This is a genomic window from Falsiroseomonas sp. (assembly GCF_051859025.1).
Classification (GTDB): domain Bacteria; phylum Pseudomonadota; class Alphaproteobacteria; order Acetobacterales; family Acetobacteraceae; genus Falsiroseomonas.
Map to the genome: position 1 here is coordinate 24,314 of NZ_JBHYGL010000041.1, position 19,188 is coordinate 43,501.

The 19,188-nt window shown below is 70.2% G+C and carries 18 protein-coding genes, 1 tRNA gene and 1 pseudogene; 14 read left to right on the plus strand and 6 right to left on the minus strand.

Annotated features, from left to right (window positions below):
• Positions 1-81: 81 nt before the first annotated feature.
• From ACTIE5_RS28380 to ACTIE5_RS28420, 9 genes are all read left to right on the plus strand, one after another.
• The gene (locus ACTIE5_RS28380; RefSeq protein ID WP_439553109.1) at positions 82-375 is read left to right on the plus strand and encodes a (2Fe-2S)-binding protein; all 294 of its coding nucleotides are present in this window, start codon (positions 82-84) and stop codon (positions 373-375) included.
• Positions 366-1,739 carry an FAD-dependent oxidoreductase gene (locus tag ACTIE5_RS28385; RefSeq protein ID WP_439553110.1) on the plus strand — a complete coding sequence of 458 codons (1,374 nt, stop codon included), beginning with the start codon at positions 366-368 and terminating at the stop codon, positions 1,737-1,739. The genes ACTIE5_RS28380 and ACTIE5_RS28385 overlap by 10 nt, the downstream gene beginning before the upstream one ends.
• A complete protein-coding gene (locus tag ACTIE5_RS28390; RefSeq protein WP_439553111.1) occupies positions 1,736-2,866 on the plus strand; it encodes an NAD(P)/FAD-dependent oxidoreductase in 1,131 nt (376 codons plus the stop codon). Before ACTIE5_RS28385 ends, ACTIE5_RS28390 begins: the two co-directional genes overlap by 4 nt.
• Complete coding sequence (locus ACTIE5_RS28395) at positions 2,863-3,864, plus strand: Bug family tripartite tricarboxylate transporter substrate binding protein (protein ID WP_439553112.1); 1,002 nt, start codon at positions 2,863-2,865, stop codon at positions 3,862-3,864. Before ACTIE5_RS28390 ends, ACTIE5_RS28395 begins: the two co-directional genes overlap by 4 nt.
• Before the next feature lie 129 nt (positions 3,865-3,993).
• A complete protein-coding gene (gabT, locus tag ACTIE5_RS28400; RefSeq protein WP_439553113.1) occupies positions 3,994-5,295 on the plus strand; it encodes a 4-aminobutyrate--2-oxoglutarate transaminase in 1,302 nt (433 codons plus the stop codon).
• A gap of 41 nt (positions 5,296-5,336) precedes the next feature.
• Positions 5,337-6,950, plus strand: a complete 1,614-nt coding sequence (locus ACTIE5_RS28405) for an ABC transporter substrate-binding protein (protein ID WP_439553114.1) — start codon at positions 5,337-5,339, stop codon at positions 6,948-6,950.
• Positions 6,951-6,968: 18 nt separating this feature from the next.
• A complete protein-coding gene (locus tag ACTIE5_RS28410; protein ID WP_439553115.1) occupies positions 6,969-7,913 on the plus strand; it encodes an ABC transporter permease in 945 nt (314 codons plus the stop codon).
• Positions 7,910-8,725, plus strand: coding sequence for an ABC transporter permease (locus ACTIE5_RS28415; protein WP_439553116.1), 816 nt, complete (start codon positions 7,910-7,912; stop codon positions 8,723-8,725). Before ACTIE5_RS28410 ends, ACTIE5_RS28415 begins: the two co-directional genes overlap by 4 nt.
• On the plus strand, positions 8,722-10,530 hold the full coding sequence (locus ACTIE5_RS28420) for an ABC transporter ATP-binding protein (protein WP_439553117.1): 1,809 nt from the start codon (positions 8,722-8,724) through the stop codon (positions 10,528-10,530). Before ACTIE5_RS28415 ends, ACTIE5_RS28420 begins: the two co-directional genes overlap by 4 nt.
• Here ACTIE5_RS28420 and ACTIE5_RS28425 read toward each other — a convergent pair.
• Both ACTIE5_RS28425 and ACTIE5_RS28430 read right to left on the minus strand, forming a co-directional pair.
• Complete coding sequence (locus tag ACTIE5_RS28425; RefSeq protein WP_439553118.1) at positions 10,511-11,788, minus strand: NAD(P)/FAD-dependent oxidoreductase; 1,278 nt, start codon at positions 11,786-11,788, stop codon at positions 10,511-10,513. The genes ACTIE5_RS28420 and ACTIE5_RS28425 overlap by 20 nt on opposite strands.
• Before the next feature lie 7 nt (positions 11,789-11,795).
• Complete coding sequence (locus ACTIE5_RS28430; RefSeq protein ID WP_439553119.1) at positions 11,796-12,464, minus strand: haloacid dehalogenase type II; 669 nt, start codon at positions 12,462-12,464, stop codon at positions 11,796-11,798.
• Between the two features lie 223 nt (positions 12,465-12,687).
• Here ACTIE5_RS28430 and ACTIE5_RS28435 point away from each other — a divergent pair, with 223 nt between their 5' ends.
• The 4 genes from ACTIE5_RS28435 (at position 12,688) to ACTIE5_RS28450 (ending at position 15,931) form a co-directional block, all read left to right on the plus strand.
• Entirely contained in the window at positions 12,688-13,542 is an 855-nt protein-coding gene (locus tag ACTIE5_RS28435; protein WP_439553120.1) for a GNAT family N-acetyltransferase, read from the plus strand.
• Positions 13,542-14,468 carry a 2-hydroxyacid dehydrogenase gene (locus tag ACTIE5_RS28440; RefSeq protein WP_439553121.1) on the plus strand — a complete coding sequence of 309 codons (927 nt, stop codon included), beginning with the start codon at positions 13,542-13,544 and terminating at the stop codon, positions 14,466-14,468. The genes ACTIE5_RS28435 and ACTIE5_RS28440 overlap by 1 nt, the downstream gene beginning before the upstream one ends.
• A 127-nt stretch (positions 14,469-14,595) precedes the next feature.
• A complete protein-coding gene (locus ACTIE5_RS28445) occupies positions 14,596-15,087 on the plus strand; it encodes an Lrp/AsnC family transcriptional regulator (protein WP_439553122.1) in 492 nt (163 codons plus the stop codon).
• Between the two features lie 124 nt (positions 15,088-15,211).
• Positions 15,212-15,931, plus strand: coding sequence for an HAD-IA family hydrolase (locus tag ACTIE5_RS28450; RefSeq protein WP_439553123.1), 720 nt, complete (start codon positions 15,212-15,214; stop codon positions 15,929-15,931).
• 46 nt (positions 15,932-15,977) lie between these two features.
• Here ACTIE5_RS28450 and ACTIE5_RS28455 read toward each other — a convergent pair whose 3' ends face one another.
• Entirely contained in the window at positions 15,978-16,241 is a 264-nt protein-coding gene (locus ACTIE5_RS28455) for a hypothetical protein (RefSeq protein ID WP_439553124.1), read from the minus strand.
• A gap of 9 nt (positions 16,242-16,250) precedes the next feature.
• On the opposite strand from ACTIE5_RS28455, the gene ACTIE5_RS28460 reads away from it, so the two are divergent.
• On the plus strand, positions 16,251-16,910 hold the full coding sequence (locus ACTIE5_RS28460; protein WP_439553125.1) for an efflux RND transporter permease subunit: 660 nt from the start codon (positions 16,251-16,253) through the stop codon (positions 16,908-16,910).
• A gap of 253 nt (positions 16,911-17,163) precedes the next feature.
• Here the strand turns inward: ACTIE5_RS28460 and ACTIE5_RS28465 are convergent.
• The 3 genes and pseudogenes from ACTIE5_RS28465 to ACTIE5_RS28475 all read right to left on the minus strand — a co-directional run bounded on the left by ACTIE5_RS28465 (position 17,164) and on the right by ACTIE5_RS28475 (position 19,181).
• Positions 17,164-17,240 (minus strand) — tRNA-Met (locus tag ACTIE5_RS28465).
• Positions 17,241-17,385: 145 nt separating this feature from the next.
• Positions 17,386-18,471 (minus strand): annotated as a pseudogene (gene mnmA, locus ACTIE5_RS28470) (tRNA 2-thiouridine(34) synthase MnmA); the annotation flags it as partial.
• Complete coding sequence (locus ACTIE5_RS28475) at positions 18,471-19,181, minus strand: TenA family protein (RefSeq protein WP_439553126.1); 711 nt, start codon at positions 19,179-19,181, stop codon at positions 18,471-18,473. The pseudogene mnmA and the gene ACTIE5_RS28475, both read right to left, overlap by 1 nt.
• Positions 19,182-19,188 lie beyond the last annotated feature (7 nt).

The following is a 19,188-nucleotide window of genomic DNA, read 5'->3' on the forward strand; positions in this document are numbered from 1 at the left end:
GGTCCACCCATAGGGCGGCCTTATGCAACAGGGCCGATTGGCGATTGGACAGCGCGGGCCCGGCGCGCCGAGCGTTGCGCCATGACAGGATTGCTGCACCGCGTGGCGGAGGTCGATCGCCCATCGCTCCGCCTTTCCGTCGATGGGCGGGACATCACGGCGCTGGCCGGCGATACGCTGCTGACCGCGCTGCTGGTGGCAGGCACCAGGCTGCGGGAGAGCGAGTTCGGCGATGGCCCCCGCGCCGGCTTCTGCCTCATGGGTGCCTGCCAGGATTGCTGGGTGTGGACGGAGGCAGGCGGAAGGCTGCGCGCCTGCTCCACCCCGGCCGAGGCGGGGATGCGCATCCTGACCGGTGCCGCGCCATGGCCGTGACGGAGCCCGGCGTGATCATCGTGGGCGCCGGCCCGGCCGGGATCCGTGCGGCGGAACGGCTGGTCGCGGCGGGGCTGCGGCCGATCCTCCTCGAGGAATCGGCGCGCGATGGCGGCCAGATCTACCGCCGCCAGCCCGAGGGTTTTCGTCGGCCAGCAGAGGCGCTCTATGGCGCGGATTCCGCCAAGGCCCGCGCACTGCACCAGGTAGCGGAGGATCTGCGCCCGCTTGTCGATTGGCGGCCTGGGACGCTGGTCTGGGCAGTCCGCGACGGGGCGCTGCTGGTGAACCGCGCCGGGCAGTCCGAAAGCCTCCCCTTCCGGCATCTGATCCTGGCCACCGGCGCCACGGACCGCCTGATGCCCCTGCCGGGCTGGACCCTTCCGGGCGTCACCAGCCTGGGCGGTGCGCAGATCGCGCTGAAGGCGCAGGGCTGCACCATTGGGCAGGCACCGGTCTTCCTGGGCACGGGGCCGCTCCTCTACCTCGTCGCCTGGCAATACCTGAGGGCCGGCGCCGCGGTACGGGCGGTGCTCGATACCAGCGCCTTCGCGAAGCGGATGCTGGCGGCGCCCTGGCTGGCCGCCCGGCCCGGGCTGCTGGCGCGCGGGCTGGCCTATACCGTCGCGCTGCGTCGGGCGGGCGTGCGGATCGCCACCGGCATCACGCCGCTCGGCGTGGAGGGGGAAGACCGCGTCGCGGCGCTGCACTGGCGGGACGCGGCGGGTGTGGAACACCGCACGGGCTGCGACGCCATCGGCATGGGCTATGGGCTGCGGCCGGAAACGCAGCTGGCGGACCTCACGGGCTGTGACTTCGCCTTCGATGCGGGCGCCAGGCTCTGGCTGCCGGTGACCGACGGGGATGGGCGGTCCAGCGTGCCGCGCGTCTACCTGGCCGGGGATGGCGCGCAGATCCGCGGCGCGGATGCGGCGGAACTGGCCGGGCGGCTCGCGGCCTGCGCGGCGCTGCGCGATTCCGGCCTGGCGGTGGATGAGCTGGAAATGGTGACGCTACGCCGGCGGCTGGCGGGCATGACGCGCTTCCGCCGCGGGCTGGAGCGCGCCTTTCCCTATCCCGCGCATCTCGCCGCCGCCCTGCCCGGCGAAACCCTGGTCTGCCGCTGCGAGGCCATCACCGCGGGCGCGCTGCGCCAGGCCGGCGGCGAATACGGCGCGCCGGAGGTGAACCGCGCCAAGGCCTTCAGCCGCACCGGCATGGGCCGCTGCCAGGGGCGGATGTGCGGCCCGGCGGCGGCGGAGGTGCTGGCCGCCGCGCGCGGCATCCCGGTGGAGCAGGCCGGCCGCCTGCGCGGCGCCGCCCCCGTGAAGCCCCTGCCCGTGGCGACGGAGGCCGCGCCATGAACCAGGCCGATGTCATCATCGTCGGCGGCGGGCTGATGGGCACCGCCACCGCCTTCTTCCTGCGCCAGCGCGGCCTTTCCGTGATCCTGCTGGAGCGCGACCTGGTCGGCAGCCATGCCAGCGGCACGAATTTCGGCAATGTCCGCCGGCAGGGCCGCTTCCTGCCGCAACTGCCCCTGGCGAACCGGTCGCGCGCCATCTGGGGCGACCTGCCCGGAATCATCGGGGAGGATGCGGAATTCCTGCCCTCCGGCCATCTCCGCATCGCCTTCCGGGAGGAAGATGAAGCGCGGCTGGTGGCGCATGCGGCGGCGGCGCGGGAATGGGGGCTGGATCTCGACCTCATCACCGGGAACGCGTTGCGGGACCGGTTTCCCTACCTTTCTCCGTCCGCACGGATGGCGTCGCATTCACCGCTCGACGGCCACGCCAATCCGCGGCTGGCCGCCCCCGCCTTCGCCCGCGCCGCGCGCCGCGCGGGGGCGATCGTGCATGAAGGCGCGGCGGTGCTGGGCATCGTGAAGTCCGCCGAGGATTTCGTCGTGGAGACGGCGATCGGCCCCTTCCGCGCGCCGCTGCTGCAGGTCTCCGCCGGCGCCTGGGGCGGGCGGATGGCGGCGGCCCTCGGAGAACCCGTGCCGATCACCCCGGCCGCGCCGCAGATGGGGGTGACGGAGCCCATGCCCTACCGCATCGCCCCGGTCATGGGCATCGCGACCACGGTGAAGGAGGAAGGCGTCTACCTCCGCCAGGTGAAGCGCGGGAACATCGTCTTCGGCGGTGGCGCGCGCAGCGAGGCATCGCTGGATACGAAGCGCGCGCGGCTCGATCCGCTGAACATGCTGGCGCAATTGCCCCACTTGGCGCGGCTGCTGCCGCCGATCCGCGCACTGTCCATCATCCGCAGCTGGAGCGGGGTGGAGGGCTACATGGCGGACGACATCCCGGTGATGGGGCCGAGCGGCAAGGTCGCCGGCCTGTTCTACGCCTTCGGCTTCTGCGGCCATGGCTTCCAGCTGGGCCCCGGCGTCGGCGCCACCATGGCGGAACTGATCGCGACCGGCAGCGCCGGCATTCCCATCGAGCCCTTCCACATCAACCGCTTCGCGCAAGGACCCCCCGGATGACGCTGCCCCCGCTCCGCCGACGCCATCTCCTGGCCAGCCTCGCGCTGGCGGGCCCCACTTTCGCCAGCCCTGCCCTGGTCAGCCCCGCACTGGCGCAAACCGGCGCCCCCATCCGCATCATCGTGCCCTTCGGCCCCGGCAGCGGCACCGACGTGACGCTGCGGATGCTGGTGCCGCGGATGACGGAATATCTGGGCCAGCCGCTGGTCATCGAGAATCGGCCGGGGGCGGGCAGCACCATCGGCACGGATGTGGTGGCGAAGGGGCCGGCGGACGGGTCGCTCTTCGTGCATGCAACCCTGTCCTCCATCGGCATCGCCGCCGCGCTGTACCGCCGCCTGCCCTATGACCCGATCCGCGACCTGGCGCCGATCGCGGCCACGGTCTTCGTGCCGCTGGTGCTGGCGGTGACGACGAAGGATTTCGAGCCACGCACGCCCGCCGCGCTGATCGAGGCACTGCGCGCGGCACCCGACCGCTACCAGTATGGCAGCAACGGCATCGGCGCCACCGGCCACCTGGCCAGCGCCAATTTCCTGACGCGGATCGGCGCGCGGGCGGTCCATGTTCCCTATCGCAGCGGGGCGGAGACGATCACCGCGCTGGTCGCGGGCCAGATCCACTTCATGCATGACATCACCGGCCTGCTGCTGCCGCACCACCAGGCGGGCACGGTCCGCTGCCTCTTCGTCACTTCCGACGAACGCTCCCCGGTGATGCCGGATGTGCCGACGCTGCGGGAAGCCGGCGTGCCGCACTACCCCGCCTATTCCTGGTTCGGCCTTTTCGGTCCCGCCGCAACGCCGCGCCCGGTGCAGGAAAGGATGTCGGCCGCCGTGCAGCATGCACTCGCCGATCCGGTGGTCGCCGGGCGGCTGGCGGAACTCGGCACGCCCACCATGCCGGGCTATGGCCCCGATCGCTTCGCCGCCTATGTGCGCGAAGAGACGGCGCTGTGGGGGCCGCTGGTGCGGGCCTCCGGCGCCACGGCGGACTGAACACCGCAGAATCTTCTGCGGCAGGGGGGTGGCGGAACATGCCACTTCCACTGTCCGGCATCGAATTGAAGCGTATCGCGCCGCCGTCCCGACCCTAGGCTTTCGCTATCAGGCAGGACGAAAGACCCGATGTCCGAGACGCGCGAGAGGACCACCGCCGTGATCGAGGACCGCGCGCGCCACGTGCCGCGCGGCGTGCTGACGGCGCATCCGCTGGTGCTGGATCGTGCCCAGGGCAGCGAAGTCTGGGACATGGATGGGCGCCGCTACCTTGATTTCGTCGGCGGCATCGGCGTGCTCAACCTCGGCCACAACCATCCGCGCGTCGTGGCGGCGGTGCAGGCGCAGCTCGGCCGCATCACCCATGCTGCCTTCCAGGTCGCGGCCTATGCGCCCTATGTCGACCTTGCACGGCGGCTGTGCGCGCTGGTCGGCGGGGGTGACGACTACAAGGCGGCCTTCTTCACCTCGGGTGCGGAGGCGGTGGAGAATGCGGTGAAGATCGCCCGCGCCCACACCAACCGCCCCGCCATCATCGCCTTCCGCGGCGGCTTCCACGGCCGCACGCTTCTGGGCACGACGCTGACGGGGATGAGCGCGCCCTACCGCCAGAATTTCGGTCCCTTCGCACCCGAAATATTCCATTCGTCCTTCCCGAACCCCTATCGCGGGATCGATGACGCGATGGCGCTCGCGGCGCTGGAGGACATCTTCGCGACGGAAGTCGCGCCGGACCGGGTGGCGGCGATCCTGATCGAGCCCGTGCAGGGCGATGGCGGCTTCCTTGCGGCATCGCCCTTCTTCCTGCGCAGCCTGCAGGAAATCGCGCATCGGCATGGCATCCTCATCATCCTGGATGAGATCCAGTCGGGCTTCGGCCGCACCGGTACGCTCTTCGCCTATGAACACGCCACGCTGAAGCCGGACCTGGTGACGGTGGCGAAAAGCCTGGCTGGCGGGCTGCCGCTATCCGGCGTGGTGGGACGCGCCGCCATCATGGACGCACCCGCGCCAGGCGGGCTCGGCGGCACCTATGGCGGCAACGCCCTGTCCTGCGCCGCGGCGCTCGGCGTGCTGGATGCCTTCGAGCATGACGGCCTGCTGCAACGTTCCGTCGCGCTGGGCGAACGCCTGAAGGCAGGGCTGGAGGCGCTGGCCCAGCGCTACGCCGTGATCGGCGATGTCCGCGGTCTCGGCTTCATGCAGGCGATCGAGATCGTGGCCGACCGCGCATCCCGAAAGCCGGATGCTGCCATGGCCCAGGCCATCATCGATGCGGCGAGGGAGGAAGGGCTGCTGGTCATCAAGTGCGGGGTCAACCGCAACGTGATCCGCTTCCTGGCGCCGCTGGTGACCACCGACGCGCAACTCGACGAAGGCCTCGGCCTGCTCGACCGCGCTCTGGCGGGGGCGACGACGCGACAAGTGTAGATCGACAGCAACGCCGGCGAAGGCCGGCCAAGGAGGCAGGGATGGCAAGCAAAGAACTGGAACTTCTCGGACAGGCCGACCAGGCCCGCGTGCTGGATGCCGTGCGCCGGGGCGCCACGAGGCGCGACCTTCTCGGCATGCTCGGCGCCGGCGGCATGGCAGCGGCAACGGCCGGCGGGGTGTTCGGCGCGGCGAAGGAAGCCGTGGCGCAGACACCGCGGCGGGGCGGGCGCATCCGCGTCTCCGGCACTTCCACCTCCACCGCCGATACGCTGGACCCCGCGAAGCAGTCGCTGTCCACCGACTATGCCCGCTGCAACATGTTCTATGACGGGCTCACCACCTTCGACGGCAGCCTGACGCCGCGGCCCGCGCTGGCGGAAAGCTGGCAGCAGGAAGGGGCGAAGGTCTGGACCTTCAAGCTGCGCCGCGGCGTCACCTTCCACGACGGCAAGCCGCTGACGGCGGAGGATGTCGTCTTCTCCCTCAATCGCCACAAGGATCCCGCCACCGCATCGCGCGCACGCTCGCTCGCCATGCCGATGACGGAGATCGTGGCGACGGCGCCGGATGAGGTGCGGATCACGCTCGACAGCCCGAATGCGGACCTGCCCGTGGTGCTGGCGACCTTCCACTTCCATATCATCAAGGCCGGCACGACGGATTTCTCCACCGCCATCGGCACCGGCGCCTTCAGCTGCCGCGAATTCCAGCCCGGCGTGCGGTCCATCGCGCAGCGCAATCCCAACTACTGGCAGACGGGCAAGGGCCACCTGGACGAGGTCGAGTTCATCGGCATCCCGGATGAGCAGGCGCGTGTGAACGCGCTGCTGTCCGGCGACGTGCAGCTGATCGCGGGCGTCGATCCGCGTTCGGTCCGCCGCATCACGCAGGCGCAGGGCCACGGCGTGTTCGAGACGAAGTCAGGCTACTACACCAACCTGGTCATGCGGCTCGACATGTCGCCGGCCAGCAACCCGGATTTCGTGCTGGCCATGAAGCACATGTTCGACCGGGAACAGATGCGCACGGCCATCCTGCGCAACTATGGCGTCGTGGGCAACGACCAGCCGATCGACCCCACCAACCGCTTCCACTTCGCGGGCCTGCCGCAGCGACCCTTCGACCTGGATCGCGCGCGATTCCACTTCCAGCGTTCGGGCGTGGGCGCCACCAGCCTGCCCCTGGTCTGTTCGCCGGCCGCGCCGAATTCCGTGGATATGGCGCAGGTGATGCAGCAGACTGGCGCCCGCATCGGCATGAACCTGGAGGTGCGGCGCGTGCCAGCGGACGGCTACTGGTCCAACCACTGGTTCAAGCATCCGCTGGGCTTCGGCGCCATCAATCCGCGCCCTTCCGCCGACATCCTGCTGACGCTCTTCTTCAAGTCCGACGCCGCCTGGAACGAAAGCGCCTGGCGCAATCCGCAATTCGACCAGTTGCTGGGCGCCGCGCGGGCGGAGACGGATGAGGCGAAGCGGCGGCAGATGTATGCCGACATGCAGGTGATGATCCACAACGGCTCCGGCATCGGCATCCCGGTCTTCCAGTCCATGTTGGATGGCCATGTCAGCCGCCTGCGGGGCCTGTCGCCCATCCCGGTCGGCAACCTCATGGGCTTCGACTTTGCCAAGCATGTCTGGCTCGACTCCTGAGATGGCGGGGCGGCGCCCATGCTGAGGCTGGTCGCCACCCGGCTCGCGCTCGGCATCGTCTCCCTGCTGCTGGTCTCGCTGGCGATCTTCGCCATCACGAGCCTGCTGCCGGGGGACGCGGCCGAGGAGTTGCTGGGCCAGTACGCGACGCGGGAGACGGTGGCAGGGCTGCGTGCCAGCCTCGGCCTCGACCTGCCCGGGCATCTTCGCTACCTCGCCTGGCTGAAGGGGCTCGCGACCGGGGATTTCGGGCGGTCGCTGGCCAGCAACATGCCGGTGGCGCAGCTCATCGGGTCGCGCCTGCCCAATTCGCTGATGCTGGCGGCGGCGACGGCGGCGGTTTCCGTCCCCGTCGCCCTGACCATCGGCATCACGGCGGCGATGTACCGTGGCAGCGCCTATGACCGCACCGTATCGATGCTGACGCTCTCCGTCGTCTCCGTGCCGGAATTCCTGGTGGCGACAGCGGCCGTCATCGTCTTCGCGGTGCAGCTGCGCTGGCTGTCGGCGCTCTCCACCACGGCGGACATCACCTCCGTCGCGCAGTTCTTCAGGGTGTTCGCACTGCCCGTCTTCGCGCTGTGCTGCGTCATCGTCGCGCAGATGGTGCGGATGACGCGCGCCGCCATCATCGACCAGCTCCGCGCCCCCTATGTGGAAATGGCGGTGCTGAAGGGGCTCGGGCCGTTCCGCGTGGTGCTGCGCCACGCCCTGCCCAACGCAATCGGGCCCATCGCCAATGCCGTCGCGCTGAGCCTGTCCTACCTGCTGGGGGGCGTCATCATCGTGGAGACGATCTTCAACTATCCCGGCGTCGCCAAGCTGATGGTGGATGGCGTGGCGCAGCGGGACCTGCCGGTGGTGCAGGCCTGCGCCATGCTGTTCTGCGCGGCCTACCTCGTCCTCGTCACCACCGCGGATATCGTCGCCATCCTGTCCAATCCCCGGCTGCGCCACCGATGATGCGTCGCCTTTCCCCCGCGGGCATCATGGGCCTGGCGATCCTGGGCTTCTGGGTGGCGATGGCGCTGTTCGGCGCCCTCATCGCCCCCCATCCCGCCGGCGCGATCGTGGACATGGAGGTCTTCCTGCCCGTCAGCGCCGATTTCCCCTTCGGCACCGACTACCTCGGCCGCGACATGCTGAGCCGCGTCCTGCACGGTACGCGCTACACGGTCGGCGTCGCACTCGTCGCGGCGGTGATGGCCAGCGGCAGCGGGCTCATGCTCGGCATGTGCGCCGCGGTCTGGGGCGGGCTGGTGGATGGCGCGATCAGCCGGGCGCTGGACACGCTGATCTCCATCCCGAGCAAGATGTTCGCCCTGGTCGTCGTCGCGGCCTTCGGGTCTTCCGTGCCGGTGCTGATCCTGATGGCCGGCATCATCTACACGCCTGGCGCCTACCGCATCGCGCGGTCGCTGGCGGTCACGGTCAACGCGCAGGATTTCGTGACGGTGGCGCGGGCACGCGGAGAGCGCACGCTCTACCTCGTCCGCGCGGAAATCCTGCCCAACATCATCGGCCCCGTCCTGGCCGATTTCGGGCTGCGCTTCGTCTACATCGTGCTGCTGCTGGCGGGGATGAGCTTCCTCGGCCTCGGCGTGCAGCCGCCCAACGCCGATTGGGGGTCACTGGTGCGGGAGAACATGGCAGGACTGCATGAGGCCGCGCCCGCGGTGCTGATGCCCGCCTTCGCCATCGCCTCCCTCACCATCGGCGTGAACCTGGCCATCGACGTGCTCGGTGGCGGCAAGCGGGAGGGGGACGGGCATTGAGCGCACCGCTGCTGGAGGTGCGCAACCTCGAGGTCCGGGCGCGCAATGCCGCGGGGCAGGAAGTGCCGATCGTCCGCGACGCCTCCTTCACCCTGGCGAAGGGCGAGGTCCTGGCCCTGATCGGCGAAAGCGGATCGGGCAAGACGACCATCGCGTTATCGCTGCTGGGCTACGCCAAGCCCGGCTGTCGTATCGCGGGCGGCAGCATCCGGCTCGGCGATACGGATGTCCTCGGCCTGTCGCGATCGGCGCTGCGCGACTTCCGCGGCCGCCGCGTCTCCTACGTCGCGCAATCCGCCGCCGCGTCCTTCAACCCGTCGCTGAGCATCATGGCGCAGGTGACGGAGATGGCGATGCTGCACGGCATCGGCAGCAAGGCGGAAGCCGAGGCCCGCGCCATCGCACTGTTCCGCGCCCTGGCCCTGCCCGACCCCGCCCATATCGGCGCGCGTTATCCGCATCAGGTCTCGGGCGGGCAGTTGCAGCGGCTGATGGCAGCCATGGCGCTGATCGCGGAGCCGGAACTGGTGGTGCTGGACGAGCCCACCACCGCCCTCGATGTCACAACGCAGATCGAGGTCCTGCGCGCCTTCAAGCAGGTCGTGAAGGGCAGCGGCGTCAGCGCCGTCTACGTCTCCCACGATCTCGCCGTCGTCGCCCAGATGGCGGACCGCATCCTCGTGCTGCGCAACGGGGAGATGCAGGAGATCGGGCCGACGGGTGAGATCCTGTCCACGCCGAAGCACCCCTACACGCAAAGCCTGCTGGCCGCGGCAGCGCCCACGCCACGCGGTGCCGCCGCCGCGCCGGATGCGCCCCCCCTGCTGCAGGTGCGCGGCCTGACCGCGGGCTATGGCCGCGCGGATGCGGCCGGCATGCCGGCCCTGCCCGTGCTGCGCGATATCGACTTCACCATCCGCCGGGGCTCCTCCCTGGGCGTGATCGGGGAAAGCGGCAGCGGCAAATCCACGCTTGCGCGCGTGATCGCCGGGCTGCTGCCGGCGGCGCGTGGCCAGGTCATGCTGGATGGCGCGTCACTGCCGCCGGCGCTGGCCCAGCGCACGCCGGCGCAGCTTCGCCGCATCCAGCTGGTGTTCCAGAGCGCGGACACCGCGCTGAACCCGCGCGCCTCCGTCGCCGCCATCCTCGGACGGCCGATCGAATTCTTCCACGGCGCGAAGGGCGCGGCGGCCGATGCGCGCGTGAAGCGGCTGCTCGATCTCGTTCAATTGCCCGCTTCCGTCGCCACTCGCCAGCCCGGCGAATTGTCCGGCGGGCAGAAGCAGCGCGTGAACCTGGCCCGCGCGCTGGCAGCGGAACCGGACCTGATCCTGTGCGACGAGGTGACCTCCGCGCTCGATACCATCGTCGGCGCCGCGATCCTCGACCTGATGGACGGGCTGCGGCGGGAACTCGGCCTCTCCACCATGTTCATCAGCCACGACCTGCACACGGTCCGCAGCGTCTGCGATGAGGTGATGGTGCTCTATGCCGGCGAACGCGTGGAGGCCGGCAGCCGCCGCGCCATCCAGGAGGCGCCCTGGCATCCCTACACCAACCTGCTGATCTCCTCCGTGCCCGAATTGCGCCAGGGCTGGCTGGAACAGCGCGGCAGCGTGCGGGGGCCGGAAGCGGCCGCCGGCGCCAGGCCGGCCTGCGCCTTCTTCACGCGCTGCGGGCTCGCCATGCCCGGCCTCTGCGACGTCACGCCCCCGCCGCGCCGCACCCTCGCCAAGGGCGCCGAGATCCTCTGCCACCGCGACGAGGCGGCCCTGATGCAGGCGGCTATTCCAGCCGGTCCTTGAGGCCGTACCAGGCCCCGACGAGCGGCAGGAACCAGGGCGTGCCGTAGTTGAAGCGGATCGCCTTCCAGTCGAGCCGCGCCAGCGGATTGGCGCCGGCCTCGCCCGCCATCACCCGCGCCATCTGCTGGCCGAGATGCACGGACATCTGCGCGCCGTGGCCGGACAGGCCCATGGCGTAGAACAGCCCCTCATGCTCGCCGGCGCGCGGCAGGCGATCCTCCGTCATGTCCACCAGGCCACCCCAGCAGTAGTCCAGGCGCACGCCACGCAATTGAGGAAAAGTGGCGTCGAGCTGCGCGCGCAGCACATCGCCGCTTTTCGCGTCCTCGGTCGGGTTGGACATCGCGAAGCGCGCGCGGCCGCCCCAGATCAGCCGGTCATCGGGGCTGATTCGGAAGTAGTTGCCGATGTACTTGCTGGTTGTCGCCGTGCGCCGCGTCGGCATGATGCTGTCGAGTTGCGCGGGTGTCAGCGGCTCCGTCACCACGATGAAACTGCCGACCGGCACCAGGCGGCGGCGGAACCAGGCGAAGGGCCCCTCCCGGCTGGGCCCCGTCGCGACCAGCACCTGCGCGGCCTCGATCGTGCCCTTCGGCGTCACCACGCGATGCGCATGGCCCTGAAGGCGCGTGAGGGCGGTGACGGGCGCATCCTCGATGATCCGCGCGCCGGCGCGCGATGCCGCGTCCGCCAGACCAGCGCCGAAGCGGCCCATATGCATCATGGCGCTCTTCCGATAGAGCAGCCCGCCGAAGAAGGAATCCGACCCGATCTCCTCCCGGATCCGCTCGCGCGGCACCAATTCGGTGTCGGGGTCGCAGTCGCGGTTCAGAATTTCGAAGCTGCGGGCGAGCTTGTCGTAATGCGCGGGCTTGGCGGCCAGCTTGATCTTGCCGGCGCGGCGGAAGTCGCACTGGATCTGCTCCTCCCGCACGATGCGTTCCACCGTGTCCACCGCCGCATCGAAGGCGTGGTACAGCGCGCGGGCATGGTCGGCCCCCAGCGTGGCGGCCAGGCCCGCATAGGCATGCGCCGTGCCGTTGTTGACATGCCCGCCATTGCGGCCGGAGGCGCCGGCCGCGACCTTGGCCGCTTCCAGCACGACGACGGAAGCCCCGCGCCGCGCCAGCGCCAGCGCTGCGGAAAGCCCCGTGAAGCCCGCCCCCACCACCACCACATCGGCGCGCCCTTCCACCGGCCCGGCATGGGCGCCGGCGAAGGGCTTCGCGGTATCGAGCCAGTAGGAGGCGAGCTTCATCGCACCCTCACACGCCGATCAGCTTGGCCAGGCCCTCGATCGTCGTCGCCTGGTGGGCGCCGTAATAGGGGATCTCCGGCTCATAGCCGCGATTGACGAACAGCGTGTTCGCCACGCCGAGGCCATAGGCCGGGACGATGTCGTATCGGTAGCTGGCGGAGACGTGCAGCACATCCTGCGGCCCGCAGCCCAGCATGTCGAACATGTATTCGAAGGCCTGCATGCGCGGCTTGTAGGCCTGCGCCTGCTGCGCGGTGAAGACCTTGTGGAAGGGTGCTTCCAGCAGCGCGACGTTGGACATGATCTGGTCGTCCGACGCGTTCGACAGGATCACCAGCGGCACCCTTGCCGCCACGCGCTTCAGCGGCTCGGGCACATCGGCGTGCGGACCCCATGTGGGCACGGCCTCATACAGCGCCTGGCCATCGGCTTCGCGGAAGGCCACGCCATGCTTGCGGCAGGTGCGTTCCAGCGAAGCCTTGAGCACATCGACATAGGGCGCCCAGGCGCCCAGCACCTGGTCGAAGCGGTACCAGGTGAAATCACGCAGGAACTCCGGCATCAGGCCTTCCGGCACGCGGTCGGCCATCAGGCCGCGGGTGACTTCGCCGACCTGGAACCAGGTGAGCGTGCCGTAGCAGTCGAAGGTGACGTATTTCGGCCGGAGATTCGTCATGGGCCTGCGCTCCCGCATCGGTGACGGATCATGCTAGGCGCGGCAGCGGCGCAGGGAAGGTGTTGCGCGCGGGCGCGTGGCGCAGATCCTGCTGTTTCGCACGGCGGCGACGGCAGCGGCTGCGCGGGGCGCGACAAAGTGGAAAATGCCTGAAAGCCCCCGAACTTCGGAAGCCCATGCTTCGCACCCCGGTGCAGCCTTGCCTGCCAGACGGAGGGTCAGGATGAAGGCGCAAGCCGATGCACAACCGATCATGCGGGCGCTGCTGCCCGCGGATCTGGAGGCCGCGCAGGCGCTATCCGCCGCCGTGCGGTGGCCACACCGGACGGAGGATTGGCACTTCGCACTCGGCATCGGGGAGGGCATCGCGCTGGAGGCAGCGCGCAAGCTGGTCGGCACCGCCATCACCTGGTCCTTCGGCCCGGATTGGGGAACGCTCGGCATGGTGATCGTGGCGCCGGCCCATCAGGGGCGGGGGCTGGGGCGGCGGCTGATGGAAGCCTGTATCGTGCAGCTGGGCCCGCGCGGCATCCAGTTGCACGCGACGCCGGAAGGAGAGCCGCTGTACCGCAGCCTGGGCTTCGCCCCCACCGGCGCCATCCGCCAGCACCAGGGCGCGGCCTTCAGCCTGGGCTTCCAGGCGCCACGCCCGGGCGAACGCCTGCGCCCCGCGGGGCGCGCGGACCTCGGCGTGCTGGCGGCACTGGACACCGCCGCCTGCGGCATGGCGCGCGCGCCGATGCTGGCGGCGCTGCTGGGGGATGCGGAGGCGATCGTGCTGGACCGCGGCGGCCTGGCCTGCGGCTACGCGATGCTGCGCCGCTTCGGCCGCGGCAAGGTCATCGGCCCCGTCGTCGCCCCGGATGAGGAAGCGGCGCGGCTGCTGGTGGCGCATTGGCTGGGCCAGAAGCAGGGCGAATTCCTGCGCATCGACGTGACGGATGACAGCGGCCTCTCCCCCTGGCTGCAGGCGGCGGGGCTGCCGGAGGTGGATGTGGTCACGCGCATGGCCCGCGGCACGCCGGCCACGCCCGCCGCGGTGCGGACCTTCGCCCTGGCCAGCCAGGCGCTGGGCTGATGGCGCTGGTCTACAAGGCAGATCCCGTCCGCGGCGCCGAATGGGCACGCATCCTGGCCCGGAAGCGCCCCGGCCTGGCCTTCCATGTCTGGCCGGAGACAGGCGATCCCGAGGCAGTCCGCTACCTCGCGGCCTGGCTGCCACCGGAAGATTTGGCGACGCGCTTTCCGAAGCTGGAGGTCGTGTTCTCCGTCGGCGCCGGGGTGGACCAGTTCGATCTTTCCGCGCTGCCGACACATGTTCCGCTGGTGCGGATGGTGGAGCCCGGGATCTTCGGCGGCATGGTGGAATACGTCACCATGGCGGTGCTGGCGCTGCACCGGGACATGCCGGCCTATCTGGGCCAGCAACGGGAAGGGCGATGGCAGCCCATCCGCGTGCACCCGGCATCGCGCCGCCGCGTCGGCATCCTCGGCCTTGGCGAGTTGTCGCGCGCGGTGCTGGCGGCCCTCGCCCCCTTCGGCTTCCGGCTTTCCGCCTGGAGCCGTTCGGCACGCGCCGTCCCGGGGGTGGAGACCCATGCCGGGGCAGCGGCGCTGCCGGGCTTCCTGCAGGACTGCGACATCCTGGTCTGCCTGCTGCCGCTGACGGCGGAAACGAGGGGCATGCTCGGGCGCGACCTTTTCGCGCAGTTGCCGCGCGGCGCCTGCCTGGTGAACCCGGGACGGGGCGGGCACCTGGTGCAGCAGGATCTGCTGGCGGCGCTTGATTCCGGGCAGCTCTCCGCCGCCATCCTGGACGTGGCGGAGCCCGAGCCATTGCCGCCCGGCCACCCCTTCTGGACCCATCCCCGCATCTGGCTGACGCCGCACATCGCCAGCATGACCCAGCCGGAAACCGCGGTGGACGCAGTGCTGGACAATATCGACCGGCATGCGCGCGGGGAGCCGATGCTCGGCCTGGTGGATCGCGCGCGGGGCTACTAGGCGCGCTTGCCGCGCGCGGGGCTACTAGGCGCGCTTGCCGCGCGCGGGGCTACTGACCGCGCTTCCCGCTTGTCAGACCGCCACGGTGGAATCTACCGTGTCGGCAACGAATGAGGCTTCACATCGCATGGACACCGGGCTCCCGAAGCTCGACCGCATCGACCTGCGCATTCTTGTCCACCTCCAGAAGAATGCGCGGGTGACGAATGTGGAACTGGCGGATGCCGTAGGGCTTTCCGCCAGCCCCTGCCTGGTGCGCGTGAAGCGGCTGGAGAAGGCAGGATACATCACCGGCTACGGCGCCGACATCCAGCTGCGCAAACTGGGTGAGACCACCTCCATCTTCACCGAGGTGACGCTGGCGGACCACCGCATGCAGGACTTCTCCCGCTTCGAGAATGCGATCCGCGGCGTCGATGAGATCCTGGAATGCCACCTGGTTTCCGGCGGCTACGACTACATGCTGAAGTTCCTGACGCGTGGCATCCAGCACTACCAGGAGATCATCGAGACCCTGCTGGCGCGCAACATCGGGATCGAGAAATACTTCTCCTACGTCGTCATCAAGTCCGTCTTCGTGAAGCGCCACTACCCGCTGGAGAAGTTCTTCGAGGAGTGACGGCCGAAGCTGCCGCGCCCAGCACCGCTTCCGGCACGAAACACCGCCACGGCATCGCTTTCCGCCACGCCCGCGCCGCGTGTGGCGGCAGGATCGGCGTCAGGCGAGGACAGGAGAGCGCGGCATGGAATCGCAGGAGCCGAAGGCACTGACCTTCGACGTGGTCGGCACCATCATCGATTTCGAAACCGGGCTGCTCCGCTACCTCCGCGCTGCCTGCGGGCCGGCGGCGGCGGCGTTGCCGGATGGCGTCATCCTCGATGCCTATCGCGCCGCACGGGGCGCGCCGGATGTCTGGCGTTTCCCGGATGATCTGGAACGCGTCTACCACCAGATCGCGCCCGCACTCGGCCTGCCGGACGATGCCGCCATCGCCACGGGCTTCGCGCAATCCGTGAAGGACTGGCCGCCCTTTCCGGACAGCGTGGCGGCGCTGGAACGCCTCGGCCGCCGCTACCACCTGGTGGCGATGACCAATGCCGCGCGCTGGGCGCTGGACCTGATGGCCGCGCGGCTCGGGAACCCGTTCCATGACACGGTCTCCTGCGACGACGCGCTGTGCGAGAAGCCGGACCCGCACTATTTCGCCTTCGCCCGCGGCCGCATCAGCCGCGATGGCATCACGAAGAACCAGATCCTGCATGTGGCGCAAAGCCAGTACCACGATATCGGCGTGGCGAAGGCGCTGGGCTACACGGTCTGCTGGGTCGAACGGCGGAAGGGCATGGCGGGATCGGGCGGCACCATCACCGCGGCGCAGCCGACGGTGCCGCACTACCACGTGGCAACGCTGTCCGAACTGGCCGATATCGCTGAATCAGGCGGGCTGCTGATGCGGGCATGAAGCCCGCCGCAGGGGCTGCGCGCCTTCGCCCCGCTGGGCGCCACGGTCATCCTCGGCCGGGGGCGTCCTTCAGCGCGCAGGCGGCGGCGTTGCTGAGGATCTCGGCCGCGCGGTCGCCGCCGCGGTAGGGCAGCGTGGCCCAGGCGCCGTCGAACAGCGTCGCCAGCGTGTCCGCCACCATCTCCGGCTCATCGATCCCGGCCTGCTTCACCAGGCCCACCATCGTGTCGCGCATCCGCCGCTTCTGCGCGGCCACCAGGCGATGCGTGGGGTGGTCCGGATCGGGGAATTCCGCCTGGGAGAACAGCACCGGGCAGCCGTGGAAATCCAGGTTGCCGCAATGCCCGGCGTTTCCACCGGCCAGGCCATCGCCGCGGTGGAGCAGGTGTTGAAGAACCTTGCGGAGGGCTTCACCCACGAATGGACGGAGATCGCGCTCCAGGAATGCATCGCCGGCAACGCGGCGCCGATCGCCTTCGGGCTCGCGGTGGTCTTCGTCTTCCTGATGCTGGCGGCCATGTATGAAAGCTGGCTGCTGCCGCTGGCGGTGGTGCTGATCGCGCTGATGTCGGTGCTGGCCTTGCTGCTCGGCGTCCGCGACGCGGGGCTCGACAACAACGTGCTGGTGCGGGTGGTGCTGGTGGGCCTGGCCGCGAAGAACGCGATCCTGATCGTCGAATTTGCCCGTGCGGCGGAGGAGGAAGGGATGACGCGCTGGGAGGCCGCGGCTGCAGCGGCACGCACCCGGCTTCGCCCGATGCTGATGACCAGCCTCGCCTTCATCCTCGGCGTGCTGCCGCCGGCGATCGCGGCTGGCGCGGGGGCGGAGATGCGGCAGAGCCTCGGCGTCGCGGTCTTCTACGGCATGCTGGGCGTGACGATCTGCGGCCTGGTGTTCACGCCGGTCTTCCACGTGCTGGCCCGCGCCCTGGGGCGTCGTCGCCTGCCGGCGGTAGTGCCGGCGGCCGCGCCGGGCTGAGGCGCGCAGCCATTCCCGTGCATGGCCATTTCGGCCGTTGCGCTGGACTGGCAGGTGCCACGCCTGTTCGGGCTGGCGGCACGCTTACGGGGCGGGGCGTTCGGCTTGTCCTGTCGCATCGGTGGCCACCCCACGGGACCGCAGCGCGCCATGGCTCACCCGAACCCTGCGGGGAGGTTCTGTTCAATCTATCCGGCTGCCTGGAGGCATTTTCGTAGGAAAGCCGGACCGGGTCCGGAGCGAGGGAAATCGTTGGTAGCGGCGAGCGGACTTGAACCGCTGACCCCGGCATTATGAGTGCCGTGCTCTAACCAGCTGAGCTACGCCGCCCCAAGCGTCGCGGCCGCCCCAGGGGCGCCCGCCATCGGCGCGCGAGTTACGCCGCCGCCCCTTCCCTGTCAATCGCACCCATGCCCGGCGCACCCATGTCCGACGCACCCATGTCCGGCGCACCCATGTCCGGCGCACCCGTGGCCGAAGCACCCGTGGCCAGAGAGGCCGCACGGAGGAACCCGCCCCCCAGCACGCGGTCCCCGTCATAGACCACGCAGGCCTGGCCCGGGGCCGCGATGTTCGGCTCCTCCAGCGTCACGCGCAGCAGGCGCTCCGTGGCGTCCCAGCGCATCACGCCGGGGCGCGGTGCCTCACGCCCCCGCAGCTTCACCTGGACGGCCACAGGACCCTCAGGCGGCGTGCTGAGCCAGTTCACCTCGCCCGCCACCACCTCCGCCTGCGGCAGGGCCGCGCGGGGGCCGACGACGACGCGCCGGCGCGGCGCATCGATGGCGGCGACGAACAGGCGTTCCTGCGTGCCGCCCACGCCGATACCGCGCCCCTGGCCCACGGTGAAGCGCCCGATGCCCTCATGCCGCCCCAGCACCTGGCCGGAGAGGTCCACGATCTCGCCGCCCTCCGCCGTCTCCGGCCGCAGCTTCGCCACGAGGCGGTCGTAGCGGCCTTCCGGCACGAAGCAGATGTCCTGGCTGTCCGGCTTCTGCGCCACCGCCAGGCCGAGCCTCTCCGCCACCGCCCGCACCGCCGCCTTGTCCGGCATGTCGCCGAGGGGAAAGCGGGCGAAATCCAGCTGGTGCTGCGTGGTCGCGAACAGGAAGTAGGACTGGTCCCGCGCGGGATCGACGGCGCGGTGAAGCTCCGCCCCACCGGGGCCTTCCACGCGGCGGGCATAATGGCCAGTGGCCATCGCCTCGCAGCCGAGGTCGCGGGCCATCTCGACCAGATCCTGGAACTTCACGGTCTGGTTGCAGCGCACGCAGGGGATCGGCGTCTCACCGCGGGCATAGGTCGCGGCGAAATCATCGATGACTGCGGCGCGGAACCGCGCCTCCCGGTCCAGCACGTAATGCGGGATATCGAGGGTATCGGCCACGCGGCGGGCATCATGGATGTCCTGCCCCGCGCAGCAGGCGCCCTTCTTCTGCACGGCCGCGCCGTGGTCATAGAGCTGGAGCGTGGCGCCGATGACCTCGTGCCCCGCCTCCTTCATCAGCGCGGCGACCACGCTGCTGTCCACGCCCCCGGACATGGCGACCAGGATGCGCATCAGGCGGCGTCCAGGCCCTGCTGCCAGAAGCGCGCTTCCAGCCGTGCGGCTTCCGAGAAGGTTCCCGACAGGCTGCGGAAGCGCGCGGCGCCGCCATGGCTTTCGCCTAGCGCATCGATCCGCGCCGCCGCCGCCCGCGCCATCGCCTGGTAGGCAGGCGACCCGTAGCTGTCGATCCAGCTCTGGTAGGGATTTTCGCCAGTTCGCCGCTTCGGGTCGGCCAGGATGCGCAAGGCGACCTCGGCATAGCCCACCGTGCAGGGGGCCAGCGCCACTTCCAGGTCCAGGATGTCGCCGGCCAGGCCGCGGTCGATCACGTAGCGGGTGTAGCTGACGGTCTCGGCACTCTCCGGCGTCCCACGCACCACCGCCTCCGGGATGCCCCATTCCGCGCAATAGGTCAGGTGCAGCGACGTCTCGGCCAGGATGGCGCCGATGGAGGCGGTCTTCTCCCGCATCGCCTCGATGCTCTCCGCCTTGAAGACGGCCAGCGCCTTGGCGCGCGCGAAGTGGATCAGGAACAGATAGTCCTGGATCAAATAGGTGCGGAACGCCGCGAGCGGCAGCGTGCCGTCGGACAGGCCCTGCACGAAGGGGTGCCAGGTGTAGGCCACCCAATCCTGCGCGCAGCCGTCGCGGAGGCGCCGGTACAGCCCGCCTTCGCTGCCGAAATCATGCTCCCCAGCGGGGATCCACGCCGGGGTTCCCATGATCCGC

Coding starts and splice junctions, on each gene's coding strand:
- ACTIE5_RS28380 (WP_439553109.1), top strand. CDS start 82: ATGACAGGATTGCTGCACCGCGTGGCGGAGGTCGATCGCCCATCGCTC.
- ACTIE5_RS28385 (WP_439553110.1), top strand. CDS start 366: ATGGCCGTGACGGAGCCCGGCGTGATCATCGTGGGCGCCGGCCCGGCC.
- ACTIE5_RS28390 (WP_439553111.1), top strand. CDS start 1,736: ATGAACCAGGCCGATGTCATCATCGTCGGCGGCGGGCTGATGGGCACC.
- ACTIE5_RS28395 (WP_439553112.1), top strand. CDS start 2,863: ATGACGCTGCCCCCGCTCCGCCGACGCCATCTCCTGGCCAGCCTCGCG.
- gabT (WP_439553113.1), top strand. CDS start 3,994: ATGTCCGAGACGCGCGAGAGGACCACCGCCGTGATCGAGGACCGCGCG.
- ACTIE5_RS28405 (WP_439553114.1), top strand. CDS start 5,337: ATGGCAAGCAAAGAACTGGAACTTCTCGGACAGGCCGACCAGGCCCGC.
- ACTIE5_RS28410 (WP_439553115.1), top strand. CDS start 6,969: ATGCTGAGGCTGGTCGCCACCCGGCTCGCGCTCGGCATCGTCTCCCTG.
- ACTIE5_RS28415 (WP_439553116.1), top strand. CDS start 7,910: ATGATGCGTCGCCTTTCCCCCGCGGGCATCATGGGCCTGGCGATCCTG.
- ACTIE5_RS28425 (WP_439553118.1), bottom strand. CDS start 11,788: ATGAAGCTCGCCTCCTACTGGCTCGATACCGCGAAGCCCTTCGCCGGC.
- ACTIE5_RS28430 (WP_439553119.1), bottom strand. CDS start 12,464: ATGACGAATCTCCGGCCGAAATACGTCACCTTCGACTGCTACGGCACG.
- ACTIE5_RS28435 (WP_439553120.1), top strand. CDS start 12,688: ATGAAGGCGCAAGCCGATGCACAACCGATCATGCGGGCGCTGCTGCCC.
- ACTIE5_RS28440 (WP_439553121.1), top strand. CDS start 13,542: ATGGCGCTGGTCTACAAGGCAGATCCCGTCCGCGGCGCCGAATGGGCA.
- ACTIE5_RS28445 (WP_439553122.1), top strand. CDS start 14,596: ATGGACACCGGGCTCCCGAAGCTCGACCGCATCGACCTGCGCATTCTT.
- ACTIE5_RS28450 (WP_439553123.1), top strand. CDS start 15,212: ATGGAATCGCAGGAGCCGAAGGCACTGACCTTCGACGTGGTCGGCACC.
- ACTIE5_RS28475 (WP_439553126.1), bottom strand. CDS start 19,181: ATGGGAACCCCGGCGTGGATCCCCGCTGGGGAGCATGATTTCGGCAGC.